Consider the following 24,763-nt stretch of genomic DNA (forward strand, 5'->3'; position numbering starts at 1 on the left):
ATTCTTATAATAGGTTGATTTAAAGATACTAAAAAAAACCGATGGGTTAATAATCGTTTGGTGAATTATTGAGAGTCAATCGAAGTTTGTCAAAAAATGATTATATTGTAAGATGTAGTTTCTCGTAAATAATAGATTAAATGCAGTATTTGGCAAACGATTTGCTTTGTTAATTGTATTATTAACGAGGGCTAGATTCATCGTAATAGAATTAGAAATTAAAACGAAAAAGAAATGAATGACACAAGTAAAGTAGCTTTGGCGTTGTTAGCGGGTCTTGCTGCAGGTGCAGCTCTAGGAGTTTTATTTGCTCCAGACAAGGGGTCGGATACGAGAGATAAAATCAATGATTCGTTAAGCGATTTGAGTGATGCTATTCGTGAGAGAGCGGAAGAACAGTTCGATCAATTGAATGATTTTAAAGAGAAGATTGTTTCTACATTGAAAGGAAAATTAAATCAGACCGAAGAAGTGCTTGATGATGATATCATCGAACATGCATAGTTCGCAGATTATTCAGATGAGTAATTGGTGTAGAATACATATCATCAGGCTATTTCTAGGTATAGCTGTTTTACGATAATTGATCTCTCCTTATAATTTTGAGTGTGGAGAGATGTGGGCATTAAGCTGCAATATAGTTCGTTTTTAAGCTAAACGTTGAAATAGCCTGAATAATTTTAAGATGCATGGAAGAAGAAAAATTTTCACTTAGCGGTACTTTTCAAAAAACCAAAGAGTACATTGACTCCCAATTTAAACTTGTCAAATTAAAGACAATCGAACGATCGTCTCGATTGATAGCAAGTCTTGTCGTTGATGCGACAAAATTGATATTCACTTTATTTGTCCTGTTTTTTTTATGTTTGGCTCTGGGCTTTTGGCTCGGCGAGTTATTAGGAAGCTACTCATTGGGCTTTTTGGCAACAGCAGGTATTTTTTTAGTGATTATTATCTTAATACGGGTATTTGAACCTATGCTGGAATCCAAATTTATGGATCTTTCTATTCGTCGTTTTTTGGCTAAATGGAACGATGAGATCGAGGAGGAAGAAGAAGAATTGCATAAGGACAAACTTGATAGAGAAAGGGCTACAAATGAACAATAAACAGACTAAAATACGTAATCTCCAGGAGCTGAAAGCTGAAATATCCCGTTTAAAGGCGCTTAAGAATGAACAGGAAGTATACCTTAAGACCCAATTTACGTTGTTAAATAATAAAATTGAGGCTCCAATTCGATTTTTTAATTCATTAAAAGACAATATCCCGGGGGTAAATATTATTCAACAGCTATTCTCCAAAAGTAACAATCCAGATTCTGATTGGCTGACGAAGACTTTACGTATTGGTGTGCCTTTTATTATGAATAGACTGTTTTTAAAAAATACCGGAGTTCTCAAGAAGGCATTAATGTTACTCTTGTCGGAACGCGCTGTTGGTCAAATCAATCAAGATAAAATTAGCGGCCTAATCAGTAAGCTGACAAGCTTTATTCGGCCCAAAAAGAAGAAGAATAAAGGTGCACAAACTGAAGCTGCTATTATAAAGGACGAGGTAAATGAATATGGAATTCCTTCCTATAGCGAAACCTATTAATCTTGTCCTATTAAGTTCAGTCAGCAGCACTTGCTTCTTTTTTCAAAAAATCCTCGTAAGCTAATTGAATACCTTCGCGGAGATTAACTTTATGCTTCCAGCCCAATGCATGTAATTTTGTTACATCCATGAGTTTTCGCGGTGTTCCGTCGGGTTTGGAGCTGTCGAATGAGATTGCTCCTTTATAACCAATGACGTCCTTAATCAATTCGGCAAGGTCCTTAATGCTTAAATCTTCGCCAATGCCTATGTTGACAAATTGTTTCTCGTCATAATTATTCATTAAAAAGACGCAGGCATCTGCCAAATCGTCGGAAAAAAGAAATTCCCTTAAGGGAGTCCCTGTCCCCCAGATAACAACCTCAGGAAGCTGATTGACTTTTGCTTCATGAAATCTCCTGATCAATGCTGGTAAGACATGTGAATTCTGTGGATGGTAGTTGTCGTTTATTCCGTAAAGATTCGTCGGCATAACGGAAATATAGTTGCAACCATATTGATCACGAAAAGCTTCTGCCATTTTTATCCCTGCAATTTTGGCAATCGCATAAGGTTCGTTTGTTGGCTCAAGTGTGCCGGTAAGTAGCAAATCTTCGTTCAAAGGTTGTGGTGCCATTTTTGGATAGATACAGCTTGAACCTAAAAACATTAATTTTTTAACCTTATTATCGTAAGAAGATTTGATGACGTTATTCTGTATAGCCATATTCTCATAGATAAAATCAGCGCGATAGGTATTGTTCGCCATGATCCCTCCAACTTTGGCTGCGGCTAAGAAAACATAGTCCGGTTTTTCCTGATCGAAAAAGTCAGCGACCGCCTGCTGGTTACGTAAATCTAATTCGGAGGATGTGCGTGTGACAATATTGTCGTACCCAAGCTCCGATAATTTGCGATGTATCGCTGATCCTACCATTCCACGATGGCCAGCTATATAAATTTTAGCGTCTTTCTCCACGATAAGTTATTGATTCCTGCAAACTTAGATAAATTGCTTTTTATATGCAATATAATTCGCCCTTATGAATGCTATTTATTCATTCATATGTGTGCTATTGGACTTCGGATTGTTCCGTAACAGACGGTATTGGTGCTGTCCTTCAGATTTATTTTTTTTAGCGGGAATATAAGGTTATTTTTGCGGGATATTTATTAAAAAATGGGAAAGGACAAACTACGTAAATTTGCTGAAGTTGCTACTTTTGAAAATGTAATCCAACTCGACGCAGGCAAAGAATATAAAGGAAAATGGGCTGAGAAGCAATTTGGTAACAATAATCCAGTTGTTTTAGAGCTTGCTTGTGGTAAAGGTGAGTATACTGTTAATCTAGCGAGATTGTTTCCAGAGAAAAATTTCATCGGTATCGATTTTAAAGGTAATCGTATTTGGCGTGGTGCCAAAACAGCTTTGGAGGATGGAATTCGAAATGTTGCTTTTCTTCGGATACAAATTGAGACTATTCTTGAACATTTTGCTGAAAATGAAATTGATGAAATCTGGATAACCTTTCCGGATCCACAACCACAGGATAGCCGGGAGAAGAAACGATTGACTGGGCCGAAGTTTTTGGACCGTTATAAAATCATTATGAAGCCTGAGGGAATGATGAATTTGAAAACAGATAATGATGGTTTCTATGCCTACACACTGGAGCAGATTGGGATACAGAATTTAAAGAAATATAAAGAGACAACCGATCTTTATCATTCAGACTTGGTTGATAACGTTTTGTCTATTAAAACATACTACGAACGGAAGTATCTGGCGCATGACAAGAACATTAACTATGTGAAGTGGAGCTTCGAACAGGCCTAAGTGTCAAAATTTTTGTCTTAGCAATGAGCCCAAACGAAAGTTTGGGCTCATTTGTTTTTTAGCAGGTGGGGATACTAAAGCTTTGATCGCTCGATTTTAAGCTTAGCTTGGCAACGATGCCTATTAATAGCTATTCTTTTGTTTTAGTTATGCGAGGAAGTTGTCATATGCTTCCAGTATTGTTGTCGTATTGTTGCAGTGTGGATACAGTATCCATGTGAAATACTAAATAGGTGCTTGATGAACTAAGTGATTTCCTTAAAACTTCCTTTTGAATCCCTCGGTTTAGCGGTCTTTCTATCGCTATTAGGTGTCTTTTAGGATGTGTTTACTCTCGTTTTTTTATTTTAATATGCACTTTTAAATAATTTCGATTTATTTCGTTTTTTTAATATTATTAATTATTTTCGATTTGAAAATAAAAAATAACCAAGGAGATGTCGCTTAAAAGCGTGCCTAATGCATGAAATTCCCGCCAAAGTGGGCTTCTAAGCATTTTATTAAAATTTGAAACCGTAATAGTGTGATGAAAAGAAATACTATTCGAAATAATTGTTAACAAAAAGAAAACATTAAGTTAAAGCAAACTTTTTGTTAGGGATATATTTTTGTGCCAAATTGAAAATTAACAATTTACACCAATAACTATGTTTAGTATTAACCCTATCCAAATTAATCTGCGGCACTCCTCCTCGAAAGTGCTATTTGCAGCATTATTGATTGCCTGCAATATGGATGTAGCTGGGGCATCGGTTCCATTAGAACAGGGCCACGGCGTTTTTCATTATTTTAATCAAGGGAAGATTAAAATCAAAGGAAAAGTTGTAGATAATAAAACCAAGGAGCCACTGGCTTCAGTATCGATACTTTCAGGCGGAGTGACGAAGGGTTCTACGGATCGGAACGGAAATTTTGAAGTAGATATCGAAGTCGGCGGGAAAATTCGCTTTCAGATGATTGGTTATGAGGCTCAAACAAAGACTTACGAGGCCACTCAAGCCAACGTTCATATTGGGTTAAATCCGACATCTGAAGCGCTTGATGAGGTCGTTGTTACTGCATTGGGGATTAAACGACAAGAGAAAGAGTTAGGATATGCGACTACTGTTGTAAAAGGAGAACAATTAACCGATGCACTTTCCAACAACTGGAGTGATGCGTTATCGGGAAAAGTAGCGGGATTGAATCTCATGCGCTCAAATGCGGGTCCGACTGGTTCGACCAAGATTATCTTGAGAGGGGAAGCTGATCTTAATGGCGATAAAGGAGCTCTGATTGTTGTAGATGGAGTTGTTGTAAATGATGGTAGCGGTCGTAGAACGGCTAATCAGGGTGAAAGCACCTATGGAACAGGATCTGACAATATGCCCGCTGATTACGGTTCGGGCATTGACGATATCAATCCGGAGGATATAGAAAATGTGACTGTACTAAAAGGGGCGAGTGCGGCAGCTTTGTATGGACAGCGTGGGGCAAATGGTGCTATTATGATTACGACGAAGTCTGGAGCAAAAGGGAAAAAGGGAATAGGTGTTACGGTGAATTCGAATACTTCATTGGAAGCAATTAACCGTATGCCTGACTTGCAATATGAGTATGGGCAAGGATTAGCAGGCTCGAATTATTACTCTTACGGTACAACAGAAGATGGTGCTAGTACATCTGGAACTAGTTCGGCCTATGGACCTAAATTTGATGGACAATATTTCTATCAATATGACCCCGCTACACAGAAAGTTGGAACGGAACGAACACTTTGGCAGCCGTATGATAACTTGAAAACTTTCTTTGATGTTGGTAAAACATTTACTAATTCAGTCAGTATCGATGGTGGAACGGATAAGACATCAGCTCGGTTCTCGGCAACAAATGTAAATAATACTTGGATCGTTCCCAATACAGGATATAAACGTAACACAGTGGCTTTGTCGGTAAACTCTAAGGTCAGTGATAAGTTGCAAATTAATGCGAAAGTAAATTATACCAATAAATGGTCTGACAATTTACCCGGGGCTGGATATGGAAATCAGTCGCTAATGTATTGGTTTATTTTTTGGCAACCCAATGCGGATATGAATTGGTTAAAAGATTATTGGGTGCAAGGTTCAGAAGGACAGAAGATTAAATATCCATTTTCTTCTTATCCTGAAAATCCGTTCGCGATATCTAGAGAATTTATCAATGGGATGAATAGGCATGGAATCACAGGGAATGTTCAGGCAAGCTATCAGTTTAATAAGAATTGGAATTTAATGTTGCGTAGTTCCATGGATATGGCCTACGAGAACAGAGAACAAAAGCGACCTTATGATGCCGGTGCAAAAATGCCTTTCGGTAGCTACCGTACACAGTCGATATTTTCCCATGAGACGACATTAGATTTCTTACTGAAATATGATAAAGAAATCAATAAAGATTGGAAGGTTTCAGCAACAGTTGGTGGTAGTACGAACGATAATCGCTACAATAAAGATGAGATGCGAGCCGATTCGTTAACCTACCCCGGTGTTTATACCATGGCGAATGCAAAAGGTCAGGTGCTTAGCCTACCCTATAGGAGCCACGAACAACGAAATGGTTTTTATGGTTTATTTACCGCTGCCTATAAAAATTTTCTATTTGTGGATGGGACTTATAGGGTTGACTGGGCAAGTACATTGGCTTCGGCGCTTGCTCCAGATAAAAGGACTTATTTTACATACCCTTCTCTAAATGCAAGTTTTATAGCTTCTGAAGTATGGAAATTACCTCGTATTATTAATTATGCAAAATTGAGAGGTTCCGTATCAGGTGTTGGAAATGGGGGAAATAAACCTTATATGATTGATGCATCCTATGAAACTTCAGGGCCACAGTATCCAGGTGGTTTACAGATACCTTCGGTTATTGTAAATCCCTATTTGCAACCCCTACGAACTCGTTCAGTCGAATTGGGTACGGAGGTTCGGATGTTTAGAGATCGTTTTGGTTTTGATTTGGCAGTTTATCAAAGTAATACTTCTAATCAGCAACTACAACGCGTAGTTGATGCATCTACAGGCGCGAGATATAAGATGGTGAATGCCGGTGAGGTACGAAATAGAGGGATTGAACTCGCGGTAGATGGTATGCCGATTAAGATTAAAGATGGATTCAGCTGGAAGGTTTTTGCTACATTTTCCATGAATCAGAATAAAATTATGTCTTTAGCGGACTCTTCAATGATCCTGCAAACTGGACCTGTTGCCGGAGGACAGCTTGTTGCTAAAGTTGGTGGATCCATGGGCGATTTGTATGGCATTGGATATAAGCGATCGCCAGATGGACAAATCGTTTATGACGCAAATACTGGTGTTGCATTATTGACTGATGAAGTTGTCTATCTTGGAAATACCATTCCAAAAGGAAAAGTAAGTTTAGGTCATGAATTTAGATATAAAGGTTTCCGATTGAACTTGTTGTTTGATGCGCAATTTGGTGGTGTTTCACATTCTTTGACCCATTACAAATTAGCTGAGCAGGGAAAAACAAAGAATACGCTGCCCGGACGTTATAGTGGAATTATAGGAAATGGTGTCGTTCAAAATGCAGATGGAACTTATCGGAAAAACGATGTTATTGCGACGGATATCGACGAGTACTACCGTTCACATTATGGACAGGATAACGCTGAAGGTAGTACCTTTTCCACAAATTTTATCAAATTTAGAGAAGCCCGATTTGATTACTCTTTTTCCAAAACTTTTGTCAATCGTTTAAAACTGCAAAAAGCATCTGTTGGGGTATACGGACGAAATCTGGTCATCTGGTCTAATTGGCCAAACTTTGATCCTGAGTTTGGAACATTATCTGGGACAGATATTGTGAAGGGCTTTGAAATAGCTCAATTCCCTTCTACACGAACTTACGGTGTTAATTTAGTCGTTGGATTTTAATATTAATTCATTATGAAATCAACTATAAAACTTCTTGGATTAGGTATTCTTTTCCTTTCATTAACAGTATTACTGCATTCTTGTGATAAGAACTTTCAGGAAATCAATACAAACCCCAACAATAGTATAAATGCCTATCCCTATCAATTTATGCAGGCAGCATTTAGGGATGCGGTAGCCTCAAATATGTCACGAAATCGTTCATTTAATAATGAATTGATGCAGGTTACCGTGAATATTGGCGATGGAGAATATCGTATTTTTCGTTATGATATTAGAAATACTGTTGCAGATGGCCCTTGGAATTCACTATATCCAGAGCTGAACAATATCAACGAAATTTATAAGCTTGCGGATGGTGGAATGAATGATAATGCTTCCTATCGGGGGATTGCATTGATCATGAAAACATGGATATTCTCTATATTGACGGATACTTACGGCGATATACCTTATAGTGAAGCATTAAAGGGGCAGAGTGATGATATTCTTGAGCCAAAATTCGATGCTCAGAAAGACATTTACATGGATCTCTTCAGGCAGCTTGACTCTGCGAATGCGCTTTTGACTAAAAATACGGGTATAAAGGGAGAATATGATCCTATTTATGCAGGCAATATCAGTAAATGGCGGAAGTTTGGCAATTCACTTTTCTTAAGGCTATTACTACGGGTATCGGGGAAACAGGATGCCGAAGTAGCTAACTATGTGAAAGCCAAAATTTCCGATATTTTAGTTGATAATGCATCTACTTATCCGATTATGACAAGTAACGATGATTCGGCTATATTGAGATGGACCGGAACTATTCCTTTTGTTTCTCCATTTATGGATGTGCGAGCACAGGATTTTAGAACACCTTCTTTAGGGAGTTTCTTTATTGATAATCTGGTTGCATGGAATGATCCGCGTATAAATATTCCTACTTACGGCTCTAATGGTGTCAATCGACTGGGTATTGCCCCTGTGAGTGGAAATTTTGTAGGGGTTCCAAGTGGATATGCTCCTGGTGAGGGATGGGAAAAACAATCTTACTTTTATTCTTACGATCAAACCGTCAATAATATTGCGGTTAGAACGATGATGAATGAGCCTTTGACAGGTATGATTATGAACTGTGCAGAGGTGCAATTTATTAAAGCTGAGTTGGCTTTAAAAGGTTTCTATACGGATAAACCAGGAGATCTCTATAAAGACGGGGTGGTGAAAGGGATCACAACTTGGCTGCCTACTTATACCGAATCTGTTGAAGATTACTTAAATAATGGCGATATAAATTGGGACGACAGCTACAGTTTTGAGAAAAAGATGGAAATGATTCATTTACAGAAGTATTATGCCTTATTATTTGTAGACTGTCAGCAATGGTTTGAATTTAGAAGAACTGGCTATCCGAAATTGCCTAAGGGAACAGGTTTGAAAAATAATGGTGAGATGCCGGCAAGACTAAATTATCCGATTTATGTTCAGTCGGCAAATCCAACGAATTATAAGTTGGCTGTGCAAGCACAAGGTCAGGATGTCATTAGTACGAAAGTTTGGTGGCAAAGACCATAATTCGGTTCTTAATTTTAACGCGTAGATAATGAAAAAATATATTTTTTATATAATAGCAGGATTCATGGGCTCGCTAGCACTTGTTTCTTGTAGCAAGGAAGGAAATTATCCTGGGGGTGTAGTTAGTTCATATATTGGTGTTTTTGACGTCAGGAACATTTATAAAGGACAGCCTGTACAAATTAGTAAAGATAATCTGGATGGATCTACAACAATTGCTGGTGTCGTTGTTTCCGATCATCGCGAAGGAAACTTTCCTGAGGGATACTTAGTCATCCAAGATCGTAGGCGCTTGAACCAGCTGCGTGGTATAACAATACCTTTGGGAAAGGCTGCTGAAAATTACGTGATAGGGGATTCGTTGGAAATCAATATTGTTGGTAGCGAACTAACAAGGGAAAATGGCATTCTTCAGCTGAAAAACGTCGCTGAATCAAATATCGTAAAGATCGCTTCAGATAAGCCAATCCCCAATAATCGTGTGACTGCAAAAGATATTTTGGCAAATCCAGATAAATATGAAAGTACGTTGGTTGCGATCGTAAAAGGTGGTTTTAATCCATTGCCTGCTGCTGGAGACATTTTAGAGGGACAGAAAACCCTGAATGATGGGTTTGGTAATTTAAATTTGGAGACCAAATCATCGGCAAAGTTTGCTAAGAGAAATCTAAGTGTTTTGGCAAATTATTTTGGGGTGATCTTTAACAAACAGGATTCAGAGGGAAAACTTATCCCTTATGAGGTTTTGCGTAAAGAATCGGATATTCAGGAATTGAGTTCGGTGATTGAGCACACCCCTGTGGCTATTTCTGGTTTTGCCAGCGATGTAAAAGGTGGGGATGGAAACTATGAATATATTCAACTTTTAGCCATTGAAGATATCGATTTTTCAAAAACTCCTTATGCTGTTATTGTTAGTAATAATGCGAATGCATCTACGCCAACAGGTGTTCCTGCGAAAGGCTGGGCGACAGGTGGAATGCGAACTTATAAGCTGAATATTACTTCTGGAACTGTTACAAAAGGCCAGTATTTCTATGTAGGCGGAAAATATAAATTGATCAATGGATCGAGTTCAACAGATATTTCGAATGCAAATTGGGTCGTAAATTATGATTATGTTGCCAAGGATGGTTTCGATGGTATTGGGACCAAAACAGGCGGACTCATGGCTAATAGTGGTAACGCATTTGGAATAGCGGTATTTAATACGACGGCCGTGACAGAAGCAACAAAACCTGTGGATGTTATGTATATCTCTGGTGGCGGTGCATTGACAGATGGAACGAAAGGTTACCGTATTACAAACAATGATTTTTATGACGTTATCGATCCACTATCCTTAAAGTCACAACCTTTTTTTATGGCGGGAACCAATAATATCTTCTTAAAATATAATACAGCTGACGTAGGTTATTTTGTTAGTTTAGGAGGTGTCTATAACACATCTTTAGCACGATGGACTTCTGCTCGATCCCAGAATAATATCGAGATGACCAAGGCTTCTACGCTGAGCGAAATCGAAAATGAATTATCAACGAAAATTGAACAATAGATTATATCAATAAAGGGGCTGCGGCCCCTTTATTGATTATATTGATGGTATGTCGGTCTCCAAAAATTGGTAAAGCTAAAACATATTTTTATTATCTTCATTATATAACTATAAACGAAGACTTATGAACTTAACAGATTTAGTTACAGGTGGAGTAGGCTCTAAAGCGATAGAGACTATTTCAAAAATTACTGGTGTCAGTGAATCTAAGGCAAAATGGATTGTAGCGGCAGCAGTTCCTTTGATGATTGCAGCATTAAATTACAATGCGAAAAACAAAGGGCAAGCGGAAAATATTGACAATGCTATTGATCAGCATAGTAACAGTGGTATACTCGATAAAATTGGCGATCTATTTGGACAGGGAGGAGCTGATCAAGCCGGTTCTGAAGACGGGAATAAGATTGTCAACCATATGTTTGGTCAAAATACCGAAGTAGTAACCCAGAATATTGCGGATAAAGCAGGCTTGAGTTCTTCACAGGTAACAGGGGTACTGGCCACACTGGCTCCTATCGTAATGGGATATTTAGGGCAACAAAAGCAGGCTTCAAGTGGCGGTGGTATTGGCGATCTGATCGGTTCTGTGCTAGGAGGTGGAACACAACAGAATGCAGGTGGCGGTATGTTGGGGGGTATTTTAGGCTCTTTTTTGGGCGGTGGTCAAGAAGAACAAGCGCAAACAACGGAGCAGCCCACAGCGGGAGGTAGCATTACGGACATGTTGGGTGGACTAGCAGGCAGTTTTTTTGATAAAAATAACGATGGACAGGCGAAGGGCAATATTCTTGATTCAATCGCCGGTATGTTTGGAAAATAAGCTGTGTTAAGCTATTATTTGTTTTGGAAAAGCGAGCATGAGCTTAAGCGGAGATGATACAGATTCTAAAAAGTATGAGGTCGGAAGTTCTACACTTCCGACCTCATACTTTTTGTCCAATTCTTATTAATCTTCAACCGATACTTTCGGAGGAAAATTTTTATGTTTTCTTTTGCTGATTTTATCAATATTGACAGGTTGAGGAACTTTAACATAATATCCTGTACCGTCATATTCACGTTTATTGGGATTTTCTTTACATGCTGGCGAACAGCATCCATCCATCTCCCAGCCACACTCATCACATTGTGTGAAATGTTCATTACAAGTTGGGTTGGCGCAATTGATCATTTTGGTGGTTTGCTTGCCACAGTTAAAACAAGTCGATACCACGGATGGGTTGACCGAATTTACATCGACAGTAACACGATTGTCGAAGACGTAGCATTGACCTTCGAAATCTTCTCCACCTGCTTCTTTCCCGTATTTAATAATTCCGCCATGTAGCTGATATACATCCTCGAAGCCTTCTTTTAACAAAAGAGCAGAAGCTTTCTCACATTTGATACCGCCTGTGCAGTACGTCAATATTTTTTTTCCTTTATATTGTTCAAGCTCTTTGATTTTCTCTGGGAACTCGCGGAAATTGTCAATATCTAGAGTAACGGCATTTTTAAAATGACCAACATTGTGCTCGTAATTTGAGCGTACATCCAATACAACCACATCCTCCTGATCTTTCATCGCTAAGAAATCTTTGGGTTCAAGGTGCACACCGGTTTGACGGTTGGGGTCAATTTCTTTTGGATCTCTCAAGCCAGAGTGAACGATTTCGGCTTTGTAACGGCAATGCATTTTAATGAAGGATGGTTCATCTACAGCGTCAATTTTGAACTCTGTTTTATTGAAACGACCATCGGCATAAATGGCATCCATATAGCTTTTACAAGCCTCAACAGTGCCCGAAACAGTACCATTTAGACCCTCGTCGGCTACAATGATACGACCGACTAAGTCCAGTGATTTACAAAATTCTAAGTGATCTGATGCAAATTTTTCGGCATCCTCGATAGGGCTGTAACAATAGTACAGCAAAGTTTGATATTGTGTCATGATATTCATTGATACCGCTGCAAACGGCGTTTAATGCTAAAAATAAATTTAGTGCAAAGCTACAAAAAATAATAAGTGGAATAAAATGACCTTCGTCACCTTTTCTTCAAAGGTTCGAGGAGGTATTCCAAGCCATTAAGCTTTATTTCATAGAGTGTCGCTAGCTGCTGGCCTAGTTTTCCCTTTGGAAAGCCTTTTTGGTTATACCACAAAAGATAAGGCTCAGGAAGATTACATAAGGTGTATCCCTGGTATTTGCCAAATGGCATCTTGACTGTAACAAGCTCGGTTAAAATTTCAGGATTCAACATTAGTCTTGAGGTTTTCCATAATTAAGACGGTGCCAAACCGCTTTTAGTGCGATGATGCCATGATTGAATAAATTGGGAATGGTCCCATAGTAGTGTTTGAAAATAGCAAAGCGCTCTTTCAGGGATTCCTTATGTCTTTGTTTTGACATCCCGCCCACAAGATACCGGGCTACATATTGCTGTGCATTGATCGTTTTTTTTGCCTTTTTGGCACAACGAATAACCCAGTCAATATCAGCACATAATTTATAATTGAGATCGTATGGCTCGGCAATTTCACGCTTGATATAGATGGCCTGATGGCATATATTCATACCATAGCGAAAGCTTTTCCAGTCGAAATGAGCCGGAACTTTATGCCGCCGTTCACCAATAATATTCCGATTGTCGTCTACGAGGATCGTTTCGCCGTAAAGAATATCGGCATTATCGCTCAGTTTGGCGAGGTTCTCAATGCTATTCAGATCATAAATCTCATCTCCGGAATTTAAAAAAAGAACATAATCACCTGTTGCTAATGCTAATCCCTTATTCATTGCATCATAGATCCCCTTATCCTTTTCGGAGAGTAGAACGGTGATTTTATCCCTGTATTTTTGGATGATCTCTAATGTTCCATCAGTTGATTGTCCATCAATGACAATATATTCTATATGATCATAGCTTTGATTGACAACCGATTTCAGGGTGTGTTCTATGTCACGCACATTGTTGTAAACGACAGTTATAATCGAAAATTTAGGATGAGCAGACATACTTTATTTGTTGAATTCGTTAATTTTCTTTTTGAGGAATCGGATGCCACGATTGAATAAAGATCCTTTCCGGTGTGCATAGAAATACTTGATGGCTTCGTAAGCTTGTTTGTTTTCCGAAATTTCCGCTGGAAAATAACTTACCGGATTTTCCGCTAATTTGACCTGATAAGTCGATTCAGAAGCGGTATGTGTGCCTGAGCCGTCATTGCCGATATTTTGTGTCATCGAATTCCTCGGATACAAAACTAAGCCATTTTTTTTGAATACTGAAGCATACCAGCGTATCGCCCAAGAATTGATTTTTCCGGCTTTAAATTCTTGGACCTGCTTCCAGAAGTTTTCTTTTCCTTCGATACTAAATTGATGAATTTGTTCTGCTGTAAAGTCTGACACGAGTTCATCAATATTAGGATTGAAATGTTTCCATGCACGATCCCAGGTTGCCCAGCCCCAACTATTGGCGACCCGAAAAAAGAATGTTTCAGGCAGCTTATTTAAGTCCTTCAATGGGTAACCGTATCCACTGATCTCCATGACTTGATCTTCATCTTTATAATGCGTGAGTGCTTGATTGAAGTAATCCAGGGCAAACACAGCAGTTTCCAGGTCATCTTCTAAAACAATAATCCTCCCATGTTCATTGACCACTTTTGTAACACCATCGATCACATTGGCGGCGAGACCCCAATTTTCCGCTCGTTCTACGATGACAACCTGCTTGAAGTTCCAGGGTTTATGGATAATTTTCCGGACTTCGGCAACTGCGTCGATGGAGTTTTCGTTTTTCGCTGCGTCCGAATAGATGTAAAGTGTCGTTTGGTCTGCCTGTTTATTTTTTTCTAAGGCTGTAAGCGTTCTTATCGTATGATTGGGACGATTATAGACAAAAAGTATGACTGGAGCAATACTGTTCATGTGTCAAAATATTTTGTTGAATGCTTTTTTGTTGGCTTGTCGAGTGCGATAAACAGCGCTTGTTTTAACCAGCAGTCTAAAGGCAATGCTGAAGTAGCTTTTTGCTTCAAAAGTATGGCCTTTCAAAAGTGAAGAGCACATTTTTTTTAGACTTGCCAGTACCGCCATCGTAAAAGCTTTTACAAAAGTATAATTGATATTGCAATATTCAGTCAGATGATAGACAAATTCGCTTTTCAGAAAAGCTTTGCGGTCTGTTTTGCGCTGCTGCCTATCGTGATAGGCCTTGGCTTCTTCGGCCAGAACAATGTTTAAACCATAGTAGTTGATGCGGTTAGCGTAGTCCTTGTCTTCCCCATAATGAAAAAAGATTGGAGCAAAACCGCCTACTTTTCGGATGACAGGATTGGGCATAAACCAGAATGCGGCATTTACGAATGAACAAATCCGATAGGAATCTTCGGTACGGGCCTGTTTGGTGTATACAGCAAAACCATGGTCCAATGTTGTTTCGGTTCCATCGTAGTGAATAGGCGAGATAATTCCGATATTTTCCGCGTTAACTTTCATTAAATTGGCAATACAGTCCCGATCCAGCCAGGCGTCCTGATTGACCAAAAATGCGTAATCATACTCTTCCTTCAAAACGATGTCAAGTCCGATGTTGTTGGCCTTTCCAAAACCCAAATTTTCGGAACTTTCTATTAGTCTTACTGTCGGATATGTTTCTTTTATGATCTGTGTAGTATTGTCTCCCGAATTGTTGTCGACAACTAAAATATCTGTTGGATAACTCGATTCCAAAAGGCTGGGTAAGCACTTGTGGATCCAAGGCTCAAAATTATAAGAGACGATTATGGTGAGAATCCTGGCCATCTATTTTTTTCGGATAACTGTTAGGAAATAGTGGAATAATTCCAACAAAATGCTGGGTTTAAAGATTCTATTAACGATGATGTAGATACAAACTGCTGCCCCAATTGTACTTGCAAATCGAAGGTAGAGGTTAGCGATAGCTGCGGTGGCATAATGGGCTGATAAGCAGCTTATAGCTGCCAATAGCGCATAAGCAAAAATATCTGTTAAAAGATAACGAAATGAATAGTTCATATAGGGTTTAGCGGAAGCATACCAAACGAATATCCAGAGGGCATTTAAAGCCGAAGTTAATCCTATGAGTAGTTCTAAGCCTAGTGATTTGCCAAAGAAAAGAATAGCGATTTGGAGCAGACCAAATACGATGATATTCCGCATATAAACTTCGGGCTTTCCTTTGCTAATAATTAAGTTGGAAAAAACATTGCTAACTGAGTCGAATGCGGCTCCAATACAAAATATTTGGAGAAATATGGCGCTTTGTGCCCATTTGTCTGTAATTGCAATAGTAATGAAATCTTGTGCTACAGTTGTTAAACCAAATAACATCGGAAAGGCTAAAAAGGCTGTAAAGGAAATTAGTTTGCGAAAAACCCGAACTTGTCTATCCTTATCATCTTCTATTTCCTTTAAAATGGGTTGAGTCACATTATTGACCATATTCGTCAATATATTTTGGGCCATGATGCTCCAACGATTTGGATTTACAGTATACCCCAACTCTTCAGCGGTATAATGCCGGCCTAGGATCGCTGCATATATATTTTTGTTGATGTTGATAAAAATATTGGTGACTAGTATTTTACTGCTAAATCCTAAAATGTCACGAATAGGTCTAAAATCGAACCGGAAAGTTGGCCTGAATTTGGAAAAATACCAGAATCCGAGCATATTGAAACCACTATAGGAGACAATTTGGATCGCGTATGCCCAATAGGCATAGTCCTTATAGGCTAAATAAACTCCGACTATATTGGATGCAATCAGAGCAAACGTACCTGTGATGACTCTTTCTTTGATTTTTAAATTCCGGAATAGGTAAGCGTTGTGTGCAATCCCAAAGCTGCCTAACCAAAAGGATAAAAAGGTAAACCGGCTTAGCTCTACAAGTACTGGTTGATTATAATATAAGGCAATAAGAGGAGCTGCCAAAAATAAAACAATATAAATAAATGTTCCAATTCCTACGCTTGTCCAGAATACCGCGTTATAATCTTTATGTTCAACTTCTTTTTTGTTAACAATCCCATACACAAACCCACTTTCTTGGAAAGCAGAAGCGAGAACAGAAAAGATGGTGATCATAGCTACTAAACCATAATCTTCTGCTGTTAGCTTACGGTTTAGTAGGATGCCGAACCCAAAGCCCAAAAACTGCTGGATGATACTGGCCATACCACCCCATAGCAGTCCTTTTGTTGTTTTTGATTTTAAAGAGTCATTTTTCGTTTGCGATGACATGCTAAATTAAATGAGCGGCAATATTAAAGTATTGCAATTGTATTCGCAAATTCTTTTAGGGAAACATCAGTTGGATTGACATCGGTAATCAAATATGAGATATCACGTAACGGTACGACTTTCATTTTTTGAACTGAATTAAGTTTTTCCGCAATACTCAGAATAGCTACTTTTTTTGAGCATTTAATCATGGCACGTTTGATTTGTACCACCTCCCAATCGGAATCCGTCACCCCATCTTCTACCGAAAGCGAGTTTGTTCCCAGCAGACAAAGATCGACTTTAAGATCTGCCAATTCATTGGCTACTTGGGCACCAGACACAATGTTTGTGTTACGCGAAAGTTTTCCGCCAACTAAAATGACTTCAAGATTTGGTTTTTCGGCCAATTCTAGTGCAACTAATGGACTTATAGTGAAAAATGTACACTGCAGATGATCAGGTATTGTTCTTGCCAATTCAATTAAGGTTGTTCCACCTCCGACCAAAACAGTCATACCGTTTGAGATTAAAGTGCTTGCTTTCTTGGCAATTTCTTTTTTTGCCTCTTTGGCATACACGTTCCCATCCTGGAAGGGGAATTGAAAAGATTTTGATAATGCCCCACCATAAACTTTTAACACTTTACCGTTCTCGGCGAGTTCATTTAAGTCGCGTCTAATTGTATCTTCAGATACATTCAGCTGAACACTTAGATCAGAAGATAAAACTTTGTTATGTAGGTTAATCTGATGTATAATGAATGCTTGTCTTTCTTCCTTTAACATTGGTTTGTGGTTTTTAATCGGAATTTAAAAATTAATTGAAAAAACTCAGTTTAAATGTAGTGAAAATTATTCTTCCTTTTTATCAATTTTTGTGATGCCCGCTTTGAACCGTGGTTTGAAGCCTGTAGGTTTGTTGGCAACAGGTTCTTGGGTATCCGAATTGTTATTTTCTGGTTCAGCGTTTACGTTCGCATCTGGACTAACTTCGTCTTTCGTGTCGGGCAGCTGTGTCTGTTCAGCAGTTTCCGTTTTTGTTATTCCAGCTTTGAATCTCGGTTTGAAGCCCATAGGTTTACTGGCCGCGGCTTCCTGTGTTTCTGGATTGTTATTTTCTGGTTCAGCGTTTATAGTTGTTTCTGAACTGATTTTTTCTATTGGTGCGGCCTGCGGCACTTGTTCGGAAGTTTCTGTTTTCGTCACCCCTGCTTTAAACCGTGGTTTGAAGCCTGTTGGTTTTGGCGCCGATGGAGCAGTTTCGTCAGTCGCTTCTTCGGATGCAGGAGTACTTGCTGCTGTGTTAGGAGCTTTAGTGACTCCGGCTTTGAATCGCGGCTTAAATCCTGTTGGTTTTGGCGCCGATGGAGTAGTTTCGTCAGTCGCTTCTTCGGATGCAGGAGTAGTTGCTGCTGTGTCGGGAGCTTTAGTGACTCCGGCTTTAAATCGCGGCTTAAATCCTGTTGGTTTTGGCGCCGATGGAGTAGTTTCGTCAGTCGCTTCTTCGGATGCAGGAGTAGTTGCTGCTACGTCAGGAGCTTTAGTGACTCCGGCTTTAAATCGCGGCTTAAATCCTGTTGGTTTTGGCGCCGATGGAGCAGTTTCTTCCGTTGTTTCTTCGGATGCAGGAGTAGTTGCTGCTGCGTCAGGAGCTTTAGTGACTCCGGCCTTGAATCTCGGCTTAAATCCTGTAGGAGCAGAGTCAGTCTCAGTTTTAGCAGAATCAGGTGCTTCGGTGGTTTTAGCCTCATCCACTGCAGGTGTAATTGCAGCTTTGAATCGTGGTTTAAAGCCTGCTGGTTTTGTCGCCTCAGCACCGGAAGTATCCGTTGGCGTATCAATGACCGCCTGTTTTACTGCAGGTTTTGCGGCTGGAGTTTCTTCCTCTTTCAGATGGAAGCTTTTTCGAAGCTTATTGAACCAGAACTTTTTGCTGTGGTCAAAGCTTTTTTCTCCCATAGCAGAATAATGTGCTTTGAACTCTTCAAATAAAGGTCCATCTGCAGCTTTTAAAGCTTTTAAATCAATTTTCTTTTTTATGAAAAATTCTTCAAAAGTCATTCTGATACGAGTTTGATTTAGTCTATTACAAATGTAGTAATTTTTCTGACGGCGCTGGGCGGCGTTTTAAATAAAAAAGAGCGACTAGCGCTCTTTTTTATTATTTGATAAATTCAACAGCTTAAGCCATGTTATGGTATACAGCTTGAACATCGTCATCTTCTTCGATTTTATCGATCATCTTCAATACATCAGCAGCTTGTTCTTCTGTAATATCTGAATGCGATAAAGCAATACGTTCCAATTTTGCAGATGTGACTTCAATACCCTTTTCTTCTAGTAATTTTTGCATATTACCAAAGTCTTCAAAGGAAGTTTGAACGACAGCAACATCATTGCCCTCTTCATCAGATTCCACGTATAATTCTTCTAAGCCCCCATCGATCAACTCTAATTCAAGTTCCTCCAAGTCCAGTTCATCTGTTGCGGCAAAACGGAAAATGGACTTGCGGTTGAAAATAAAATCCAATGATCCTGTTTTGCCCAATGAACCACCAGCTTTTGTAAAATAGCTGCGGATATTTCCTACTGTGCGGTTGGTGTTATCCGTTGCTGTTTCAATTAAAACAGGGACACCATGAGGGCCATAGCCTTCGTATACATATTCTTCGTAACCTTTTGAATCTTTTTCTGAAGCACGTTTGATGGCGGCTTCAATACGATCCTTAGGCATATTTACTGCCTTGGCATTGTGTATTGCTGTACGAAGTCTCGAGTTAGTTTCAGGGTGCGGGCCGCTTTCTTTAACCGCCATGGCGATTTCTTTACCTAAACGTGTAAATTGAACGGCCATTTTGGCCCAGCGTTTGAATTTCCGCTCTTTTCTGAATTCGAAAGCTCTTCCCATTGTTATATTTTGTTTTTAAGATTTTCAATCATGTCGACTGTCATCTTCTGGATGTCAAATTCTGGCGTCCAGTTCCAGTCTTTTCTTGCATAAGAATCATCTAGACTAGCAGGCCATGAATCGGCAATCTGTTGTCTCGGATCGTTCTCGATGTAAGAGATTGCAAAATTAGGAAGAATTTTTTTAATTTCTTGTGCAAGTTCTTTCGGAGTAAATGTAATACCGCCAAGGTTATAACTGTGGTGAATGCTTAAACTTTCTTTAGGTGCATCCATTAGTTCAAGCGTACCACGGATGGCATCCTCCATATATAACATGGGTAATGCTGTGTTTTCAGATAAGAAGCAGGCGTAAGTCCCGGTTTTCAATGCTTCATAAAAAATATCGACAGCATAATCCGTCGTTCCGCCTCCCGGTTCAGTTTTCCATGAGATGATACCTGGGTAACGGACACTGCGAATATCCAAGCCACGGTGTTCCTGATACCATTCGATAAGACGCTCACCAGCAAGTTTGCTGATACCATAAATGGTGTTTGGATCCATTACGCAATATTGCTCGGTATTAGTTTTTGGGGAGTGAGGGCCAAAAACAGCGATTGAGCTTGGCCAAAATATCTTTGAAACTTTATAGTTAACAGCCAGGTCAAGAACATTCAATAGACCATTCATATTCAATTCCCAGGCCTTTTCAGGATATTTTTCACCGGTAGCCGAAAGCATGGCAGCCAGTAGGTATACTTGAGTAGGTTTATATTGTTGAAATAATGCCTCAAGTCCATTTTTGTCAAGAACATTAGCGATTTCAAAATTTTCGTCAGGGCTTTTAATCTGTGGTTCTCTAATGTCAGTGGTTACAACATTCTCTGCACCAAATTTTTTGCGCAAGGCGATAGCTAATTCTGTGCCGATCTGGCCATTTGCACCAATGATAATAATGCTTTCTTTCATTTGTAAGTTTTATTTTATGAAGCTCCTGCTTTCACTATAATGAGTGTCCATGCTCAAGAATATAAATGAATCGCTTCGCTCGTTTCTTCCTATCGATAGGATAGGATCTAGCCTGACATAATTTACGTTTCATCATGTAATGAAAAATGAAATTTCAACCATGGCGGTTTATGATGCAAATATAAAGGCTTTTCAGTATCTAACAACTTTGCCGTCTTGAAGAGAGCAAGGAAAAAACGTTAATTTTTAGACTCTTGGGGCTGTTTTTATGAGATTTTAAACTGTTTCAATCGTTTGTTCTTTTTTTTTGAATAAGCAGTGAAAATTTTTATTTTTTTTGAATTGCCTTAATCCTAATTTTTAGCAACAGCTATAAGATGCGGAGATTCCTTTTTTAGTAATTATTGACGAAAAATTCCAAATGTTGTGACATTTTTAGCAGAGGGAGTAATATTTTGTTATTTTAATAGTGGAATTGGGGAATATTTTTTAAATTTGAAGAATTCATTCTTCGAGAATCAACTAAAAACAAAATCAAATAACAAATTTTATATACACAATTTAAACACAGACAAAAATGAAAGTGGCAGTAGTCGGCGCAACAGGCCTTGTAGGTACTGAGATGCTAACCGTGTTGGCGGCGCGAAATTTCCCAGTAACAGAATTAATTCCAGTAGCTTCAGAGCGTAGCAAGGGTAAGGAAATTGAATTCAAGGGAAAGAAGTATAAGGTGGTTACACCATCTGAGGCTATTGCTTTGAAACCTGATGTTGCGTTATTTTCTGCTGGCGGTGATACCTCGAAAGAATTCGCCCCTAAATTTGCTGAAGCTGGAATTACAGTGATTGACAATTCTTCGGCATGGCGTATGGACCCAACGAAAAAGTTGGTTGTTCCAGAAGTAAATGGTGATGTGTTATCTGCTGAAGATAAGATTATTGCGAACCCGAATTGTTCAACCATACAAATGGTGGTGGCTTTAAAGCCATTACATGATAAATATAAAATCAAACGTGTTGTAGTTTCTACCTACCAATCGGTAACGGGTACTGGTGTTAAGGCCGTTAACCAATTGATGGATGAACGTGCCGGAAAAGATGGTGAAAAAGCTTATCCTTATCAGATTGATTTGAACGTTATTCCTCATATTGATGTTTTCCAAGAAAATGGATACACAAAAGAAGAGATGAAGATGATTTTGGAAACAAATAAAATCATGCGTGATGATTCTATTAAAGTTACTGCAACCACAGTGCGTATTCCTGTTATGGGCGGACACTCTGAGTCATTGAATATCGAATTTGAGAATGACTTTGATTTGAATGATGTACGTGCAGCTTTAGCAGCGCAAAGTGGCTGTATTGTTGTGGACGATCCCGCGTCACTACAATATCCGATGCCAAAGGATGCGCACGGTAGAGATGAGGTTTTTGTAGGACGTATCCGTCGTGATGAATCTCAGCCAAATACCCTTAACATGTGGGTAGTAGCAGATAACTTACGTAAGGGTGCTGCAACAAACGCAGTTCAGGTAGCGGAGTTATTGGCTGAAAAAGGATTGATCTAACTCAAGTAGATTCCATAATATTGAGCCCCCATGAATTCGTTCATGGGGGCTCTTTTTTTATCCGAAGAGATTCTCATTGAGTTATATGGGTTGCCAGGTATACAGGTTATCTCGAAGAAATTAGGGAGTCAAGGTTTTGGGCTGGATGGCGAATTCAATCTTATCATTCAACGGTGCATATACTTCTTTGCTTTGCTCTTCCAGCCGATCTGGAAATAGAATGCCGAAAAGATGATCGGTTTCGTGCTGAAAAATAACAGCAGTAAAACCCTCGATATTTTCTTCGATAACTTTCCCTTCTGTATTGATGTATTGCAGGCGGATCGCATAACTCCGTAAAACATCCTCTTTACGATTAGGGATAGAAAGACAGCCTTCGGCACCTTTTCGTTTCAGTTTGGAGCGCCATAGAATTTTAGGATTTACATAGAATTCAAATGGCTGATCTGGTTTGTCAAATCGCTGTACCCAGATTAGATTTTTATTTATACCAATTTGTGGCGCTGCGATGCCTACACCCGGGTGATTGGGATCACGTACCGTCGCAAACATTCTTTTAGAAAGTGACTCAATCAATGGATCGTTGTATTTGACATCACTGCTTGTCGCTTTTAAAACTTTCAGATCTTTTTCGTCCGTTGTCTGCAATACACGAAGAATTGCATTTTCACCGCCTGATGAAATGATTTTTTTGTCAGCAGCACTAAACTCCTGACCCGCATTAAGATTGACCGGTCTTTCGTTTTTTGACTTATGAAATGCTTTTTCTCCTGCCATAATTTTTGTTTCTAAATTGTTTTCAACTGGGGGAACCGGACAACGGTAACCGTTACTATAAGCGCAATAGGGGTTATATGCTTTGTTAAAATCTATCTCAACGTTGTCCCCTTTTATATCATCTGTGGATAGATCAATATATCGGCCACCACTATAACTTTCCTGGCCATTTGTTAAATCTAAAAATGGCAAAAATAAATGTTTTTTGTATGCAGGATTTTGAAATAATGCGACGCTTTGGTAGACATTCAGTATACGCTCTTTACCGTGAAGGACAAATGTTATAATTCCGTATCTTTTGTATTCATTGCTTGTGCCGTCGTAGGTCGGCATACGGAACACGGGTTCATCAAACAAAATTTCAATTTTTGCTTTGACTTTATAACTTGCGTCTACTGGAAAGTAATCCAAAAATGCCACTTGATCTGATTTCAATGGGCCATATTGTTCTTTCGCCAATTCAGCGGCTTTTTCTTCACGAAGAGTGGTAATTTGTTGCTCGTATTTAGTTTGTGCATGCGTATTCAAGCATAAGGCCAACAGGAAACTGGCGACAAGTGTTTTTTTCATTTGTTTAAATATTTATTTGCCCGATTTCACACAACCAAATGCCACAACGCTTTTGGTATTGTTTTGAGCCGTTTGTCCAAAGGATAGGCCCATAGTCCCGCTATGATCGGGGCGAACTCGGTGATCTATTGCCCAAAAAGCAAGTTAGCTTGCTGTTGTTAAATAGTCTATCAAAGTTATAGTTTTTTTGGCTAAAAGATCAAAATTAATAGATCAAAAACGAGAATTGAATGTATTACAAAGCGCAGCCCAACTTAAATATTAAATCTTCCTATGTAATACTCAGTCGTACTTTGTACTTTTGTGAAAAAAAGCATATCCATGAGATTGATGGCCTTCGATTATGGTACAAAACGAATAGGGGTTGCGGTGACCGATCCAATGCAAATTATTGCGACGGCATTGACGACGGTACACCCACAGGATATCTGGACATTTCTAGCAGAGTATTTACAGACAGAGCAGGTAGAAACTTTTGTTGTCGGCAAGCCGCGTCAGCTGGATGGTACCGACTCTGAATCCGCACAGCATGTTGTCGGTTTTGTTCGGAAGCTGAAAAAGACTTATCCTGCAATTGCTGTGGCAGAGATTGATGAGCGTTTTACGTCTAAAATGGCTTCGGCAGCGATTGCGCAAAGCGGAAAAAAGAAAAAGGATCGCCAACAAAAGGGATTGATTGATACTGTGTCTGCAACGATCATTTTGCAAAGCTACATGGATAGCCGTAATTTTTAGATACACAACGACTAATACTTCAAACAAGAATGAATAAAAAATAGAAGGATGAAGAGCATATTATTTTTTACTGAGGATACGGATTTCAAATTAAAAGAAAAGGGGAAAATCCGTCAATGGATTGCTGATGCCATCAAAGGCGAAGGATTTAAACGTGTAGGCGAATTGAGCTTTATCCTTTGCTCGGATGCTTACTTACTTGAAATCAATAAGCAATATTTAAATCACGACACCTATACGGATATCGTTACTTTTGATTCCTCCGAAGATGATGACACCATTGCCGGCGATATTTTTATCAGTGTGGAACGTATTCAGGAGAATGCCGAAAAATTTAAGGTTGATGTGCGTGACGAGCTTCATCGGGTTATTATTCATGGTGTCATGCACCTGTGCGGTTATCCCGATAAAAAACCGGCAGATAAAGCCAAGATGACCGCCAAGGAGGATGAGTATCTCGGTAAAAGAAACTTTTAACATACTCCTTCGTATACTCATTAGGGCCCACAGTTCGGTGAGCCGGCTGAAGGTTCTATTTTACTCGAGAGAAGGAAACAATACATAAAAAAAGCGCTTTACA

At 39.1% G+C, this 24,763-nt stretch carries 23 protein-coding genes; 11 read left to right on the forward strand and 12 right to left on the reverse strand.

The features are described 5' to 3' along the window. Positions 1–234 precede the first annotated feature (234 nt). From B3C94_RS06140 to B3C94_RS06150, 3 genes are all read left to right on the forward strand, one after another. Positions 235–504 carry a YtxH domain-containing protein gene (locus B3C94_RS06140; RefSeq protein ID WP_075990249.1) on the forward strand — a complete coding sequence of 90 codons (270 nt, stop codon included), beginning with the start codon at positions 235–237 and terminating at the stop codon, positions 502–504. A 185-nt stretch (positions 505–689) separates the two neighbouring features. Next, positions 690–1,109: a hypothetical protein gene (locus B3C94_RS06145; protein ID WP_293900582.1), complete on the forward strand. Its 420-nt coding sequence runs from the start codon at positions 690–692 to the stop codon at positions 1,107–1,109. Next, positions 1,099–1,599: a hypothetical protein gene (locus B3C94_RS06150; protein ID WP_293900585.1), complete on the forward strand. Its 501-nt coding sequence runs from the start codon at positions 1,099–1,101 to the stop codon at positions 1,597–1,599. The genes B3C94_RS06145 and B3C94_RS06150 overlap by 11 nt, the downstream gene beginning before the upstream one ends. 16 nt (positions 1,600–1,615) lie before the next feature. On the opposite strand, the gene fcl is transcribed toward B3C94_RS06150, so the two are convergent. After that, complete coding sequence (gene fcl, locus B3C94_RS06155) at positions 1,616–2,557, reverse strand: GDP-L-fucose synthase (protein ID WP_293900588.1); 942 nt, start codon at positions 2,555–2,557, stop codon at positions 1,616–1,618. 201 nt (positions 2,558–2,758) lie between these two features. On the opposite strand from fcl, the gene trmB reads away from it, so the two are divergent. The 5 genes from trmB (at position 2,759) to B3C94_RS06180 (ending at position 11,261) form a co-directional block, all read left to right on the forward strand. Next, entirely contained in the window at positions 2,759–3,415 is a 657-nt protein-coding gene (trmB, locus tag B3C94_RS06160; RefSeq protein WP_293900591.1) for a tRNA (guanosine(46)-N7)-methyltransferase TrmB, read from the forward strand. Positions 3,416–4,062: 647 nt separating this feature from the next. Next, positions 4,063–7,329 (forward strand): SusC/RagA family TonB-linked outer membrane protein, encoded by a 3,267-nt coding sequence (locus B3C94_RS06165; RefSeq protein WP_293900594.1) that lies wholly within the window; start codon positions 4,063–4,065, stop codon positions 7,327–7,329. A 12-nt stretch (positions 7,330–7,341) separates the two neighbouring features. Next, the gene (locus B3C94_RS06170; RefSeq protein WP_293900597.1) at positions 7,342–8,886 is read left to right on the forward strand and encodes a SusD/RagB family nutrient-binding outer membrane lipoprotein; all 1,545 of its coding nucleotides are present in this window, start codon (positions 7,342–7,344) and stop codon (positions 8,884–8,886) included. 28 nt (positions 8,887–8,914) lie between these two features. Further along, positions 8,915–10,441 carry a DUF5689 domain-containing protein gene (locus tag B3C94_RS06175; protein WP_293900600.1) on the forward strand — a complete coding sequence of 509 codons (1,527 nt, stop codon included), beginning with the start codon at positions 8,915–8,917 and terminating at the stop codon, positions 10,439–10,441. A gap of 124 nt (positions 10,442–10,565) precedes the next feature. Further along, the gene (locus B3C94_RS06180; RefSeq protein WP_293900603.1) at positions 10,566–11,261 is read left to right on the forward strand and encodes a DUF937 domain-containing protein; all 696 of its coding nucleotides are present in this window, start codon (positions 10,566–10,568) and stop codon (positions 11,259–11,261) included. A gap of 126 nt (positions 11,262–11,387) precedes the next feature. Here B3C94_RS06180 and B3C94_RS06185 read toward each other — a convergent pair whose 3' ends face one another. The 10 genes from B3C94_RS06185 to B3C94_RS06230 form a co-directional block, all read right to left on the reverse strand. Then, complete coding sequence (locus tag B3C94_RS06185) at positions 11,388–12,374, reverse strand: rhodanese-related sulfurtransferase (protein ID WP_293900606.1); 987 nt, start codon at positions 12,372–12,374, stop codon at positions 11,388–11,390. 95 nt (positions 12,375–12,469) lie between these two features. Then, positions 12,470–12,685 (reverse strand): DUF3820 family protein, encoded by a 216-nt coding sequence (locus B3C94_RS06190; RefSeq protein WP_293900609.1) that lies wholly within the window; start codon positions 12,683–12,685, stop codon positions 12,470–12,472. Continuing rightward, positions 12,685–13,440, reverse strand: a complete 756-nt coding sequence (locus tag B3C94_RS06195) for a glycosyltransferase family 2 protein (protein WP_293900612.1) — start codon at positions 13,438–13,440, stop codon at positions 12,685–12,687. The genes B3C94_RS06190 and B3C94_RS06195 overlap by 1 nt, the downstream gene beginning before the upstream one ends. A gap of 3 nt (positions 13,441–13,443) precedes the next feature. Beyond that, positions 13,444–14,358 carry a glycosyltransferase gene (locus B3C94_RS06200; RefSeq protein ID WP_293900615.1) on the reverse strand — a complete coding sequence of 305 codons (915 nt, stop codon included), beginning with the start codon at positions 14,356–14,358 and terminating at the stop codon, positions 13,444–13,446. A gap of 3 nt (positions 14,359–14,361) precedes the next feature. After that, positions 14,362–15,234, reverse strand: a complete 873-nt coding sequence (locus B3C94_RS06205) for a glycosyltransferase family 2 protein (protein WP_293900618.1) — start codon at positions 15,232–15,234, stop codon at positions 14,362–14,364. Further along, positions 15,235–16,695 carry a lipopolysaccharide biosynthesis protein gene (locus B3C94_RS06210; protein WP_293900621.1) on the reverse strand — a complete coding sequence of 487 codons (1,461 nt, stop codon included), beginning with the start codon at positions 16,693–16,695 and terminating at the stop codon, positions 15,235–15,237. Between the two features lie 23 nt (positions 16,696–16,718). After that, complete coding sequence (locus B3C94_RS06215) at positions 16,719–17,462, reverse strand: DeoR/GlpR family DNA-binding transcription regulator (RefSeq protein WP_046673148.1); 744 nt, start codon at positions 17,460–17,462, stop codon at positions 16,719–16,721. Between the two features lie 66 nt (positions 17,463–17,528). Further along, positions 17,529–18,737, reverse strand: coding sequence for a hypothetical protein (locus B3C94_RS06220; protein ID WP_293900624.1), 1,209 nt, complete (start codon positions 18,735–18,737; stop codon positions 17,529–17,531). A 121-nt stretch (positions 18,738–18,858) separates the two neighbouring features. Beyond that, complete coding sequence (locus B3C94_RS06225; RefSeq protein ID WP_293900627.1) at positions 18,859–19,584, reverse strand: YebC/PmpR family DNA-binding transcriptional regulator; 726 nt, start codon at positions 19,582–19,584, stop codon at positions 18,859–18,861. A gap of 2 nt (positions 19,585–19,586) precedes the next feature. Next, positions 19,587–20,534 carry an NAD-dependent epimerase/dehydratase family protein gene (locus B3C94_RS06230; protein WP_293900630.1) on the reverse strand — a complete coding sequence of 316 codons (948 nt, stop codon included), beginning with the start codon at positions 20,532–20,534 and terminating at the stop codon, positions 19,587–19,589. A gap of 577 nt (positions 20,535–21,111) precedes the next feature. Between B3C94_RS06230 and B3C94_RS06235 the strand changes: the two genes are divergently transcribed. Further along, positions 21,112–22,101 (forward strand): aspartate-semialdehyde dehydrogenase, encoded by a 990-nt coding sequence (locus B3C94_RS06235; protein ID WP_088163260.1) that lies wholly within the window; start codon positions 21,112–21,114, stop codon positions 22,099–22,101. A gap of 120 nt (positions 22,102–22,221) precedes the next feature. Here B3C94_RS06235 and def read toward each other — a convergent pair whose 3' ends face one another. After that, positions 22,222–23,448 carry a peptide deformylase gene (def, locus tag B3C94_RS06240; RefSeq protein WP_293900637.1) on the reverse strand — a complete coding sequence of 409 codons (1,227 nt, stop codon included), beginning with the start codon at positions 23,446–23,448 and terminating at the stop codon, positions 22,222–22,224. Between the two features lie 321 nt (positions 23,449–23,769). Here def and ruvX point away from each other — a divergent pair, with 321 nt between their 5' ends. Then, the gene (ruvX, locus tag B3C94_RS06245) at positions 23,770–24,183 is read left to right on the forward strand and encodes a Holliday junction resolvase RuvX (protein WP_293900640.1); all 414 of its coding nucleotides are present in this window, start codon (positions 23,770–23,772) and stop codon (positions 24,181–24,183) included. A 48-nt stretch (positions 24,184–24,231) separates the two neighbouring features. Next, the gene (ybeY, locus tag B3C94_RS06250; protein WP_293900643.1) at positions 24,232–24,660 is read left to right on the forward strand and encodes an rRNA maturation RNase YbeY; all 429 of its coding nucleotides are present in this window, start codon (positions 24,232–24,234) and stop codon (positions 24,658–24,660) included. Positions 24,661–24,763 lie beyond the last annotated feature (103 nt).

The sequence above is a fragment of the Sphingobacterium sp. UBA5670 genome (assembly GCF_002420705.1).
Lineage (GTDB): Bacteria > Bacteroidota > Bacteroidia > Sphingobacteriales > Sphingobacteriaceae > Sphingobacterium.

Excerpts from the sequence above, each read along its gene's own strand:
- B3C94_RS06140 (WP_075990249.1), top strand. The coding sequence starts at position 235 with ATGAATGACACAAGTAAAGTAGCTTTGGCGTTGTTAGCGGGTCTTGCT.
- B3C94_RS06145 (WP_293900582.1), top strand. The coding sequence starts at position 690 with ATGGAAGAAGAAAAATTTTCACTTAGCGGTACTTTTCAAAAAACCAAA.
- B3C94_RS06150 (WP_293900585.1), top strand. The coding sequence starts at position 1,099 with ATGAACAATAAACAGACTAAAATACGTAATCTCCAGGAGCTGAAAGCT.
- trmB (WP_293900591.1), top strand. The coding sequence starts at position 2,759 with ATGGGAAAGGACAAACTACGTAAATTTGCTGAAGTTGCTACTTTTGAA.
- B3C94_RS06165 (WP_293900594.1), top strand. The coding sequence starts at position 4,063 with ATGTTTAGTATTAACCCTATCCAAATTAATCTGCGGCACTCCTCCTCG.
- B3C94_RS06170 (WP_293900597.1), top strand. The coding sequence starts at position 7,342 with ATGAAATCAACTATAAAACTTCTTGGATTAGGTATTCTTTTCCTTTCA.
- B3C94_RS06175 (WP_293900600.1), top strand. The coding sequence starts at position 8,915 with ATGAAAAAATATATTTTTTATATAATAGCAGGATTCATGGGCTCGCTA.
- B3C94_RS06180 (WP_293900603.1), top strand. The coding sequence starts at position 10,566 with ATGAACTTAACAGATTTAGTTACAGGTGGAGTAGGCTCTAAAGCGATA.
- B3C94_RS06185 (WP_293900606.1), bottom strand. The coding sequence starts at position 12,374 with ATGACACAATATCAAACTTTGCTGTACTATTGTTACAGCCCTATCGAG.
- B3C94_RS06190 (WP_293900609.1), bottom strand. The coding sequence starts at position 12,685 with ATGTTGAATCCTGAAATTTTAACCGAGCTTGTTACAGTCAAGATGCCA.
- B3C94_RS06195 (WP_293900612.1), bottom strand. The coding sequence starts at position 13,440 with ATGTCTGCTCATCCTAAATTTTCGATTATAACTGTCGTTTACAACAAT.
- B3C94_RS06200 (WP_293900615.1), bottom strand. The coding sequence starts at position 14,358 with ATGAACAGTATTGCTCCAGTCATACTTTTTGTCTATAATCGTCCCAAT.
- B3C94_RS06205 (WP_293900618.1), bottom strand. The coding sequence starts at position 15,234 with ATGGCCAGGATTCTCACCATAATCGTCTCTTATAATTTTGAGCCTTGG.
- B3C94_RS06210 (WP_293900621.1), bottom strand. The coding sequence starts at position 16,695 with ATGTCATCGCAAACGAAAAATGACTCTTTAAAATCAAAAACAACAAAA.
- B3C94_RS06215 (WP_046673148.1), bottom strand. The coding sequence starts at position 17,462 with ATGTTAAAGGAAGAAAGACAAGCATTCATTATACATCAGATTAACCTA.
- B3C94_RS06220 (WP_293900624.1), bottom strand. The coding sequence starts at position 18,737 with ATGACTTTTGAAGAATTTTTCATAAAAAAGAAAATTGATTTAAAAGCT.
- B3C94_RS06225 (WP_293900627.1), bottom strand. The coding sequence starts at position 19,584 with ATGGGAAGAGCTTTCGAATTCAGAAAAGAGCGGAAATTCAAACGCTGG.
- B3C94_RS06230 (WP_293900630.1), bottom strand. The coding sequence starts at position 20,534 with ATGAAAGAAAGCATTATTATCATTGGTGCAAATGGCCAGATCGGCACA.
- B3C94_RS06235 (WP_088163260.1), top strand. The coding sequence starts at position 21,112 with ATGAAAGTGGCAGTAGTCGGCGCAACAGGCCTTGTAGGTACTGAGATG.
- def (WP_293900637.1), bottom strand. The coding sequence starts at position 23,448 with ATGAAAAAAACACTTGTCGCCAGTTTCCTGTTGGCCTTATGCTTGAAT.
- ruvX (WP_293900640.1), top strand. The coding sequence starts at position 23,770 with ATGAGATTGATGGCCTTCGATTATGGTACAAAACGAATAGGGGTTGCG.
- ybeY (WP_293900643.1), top strand. The coding sequence starts at position 24,232 with ATGAAGAGCATATTATTTTTTACTGAGGATACGGATTTCAAATTAAAA.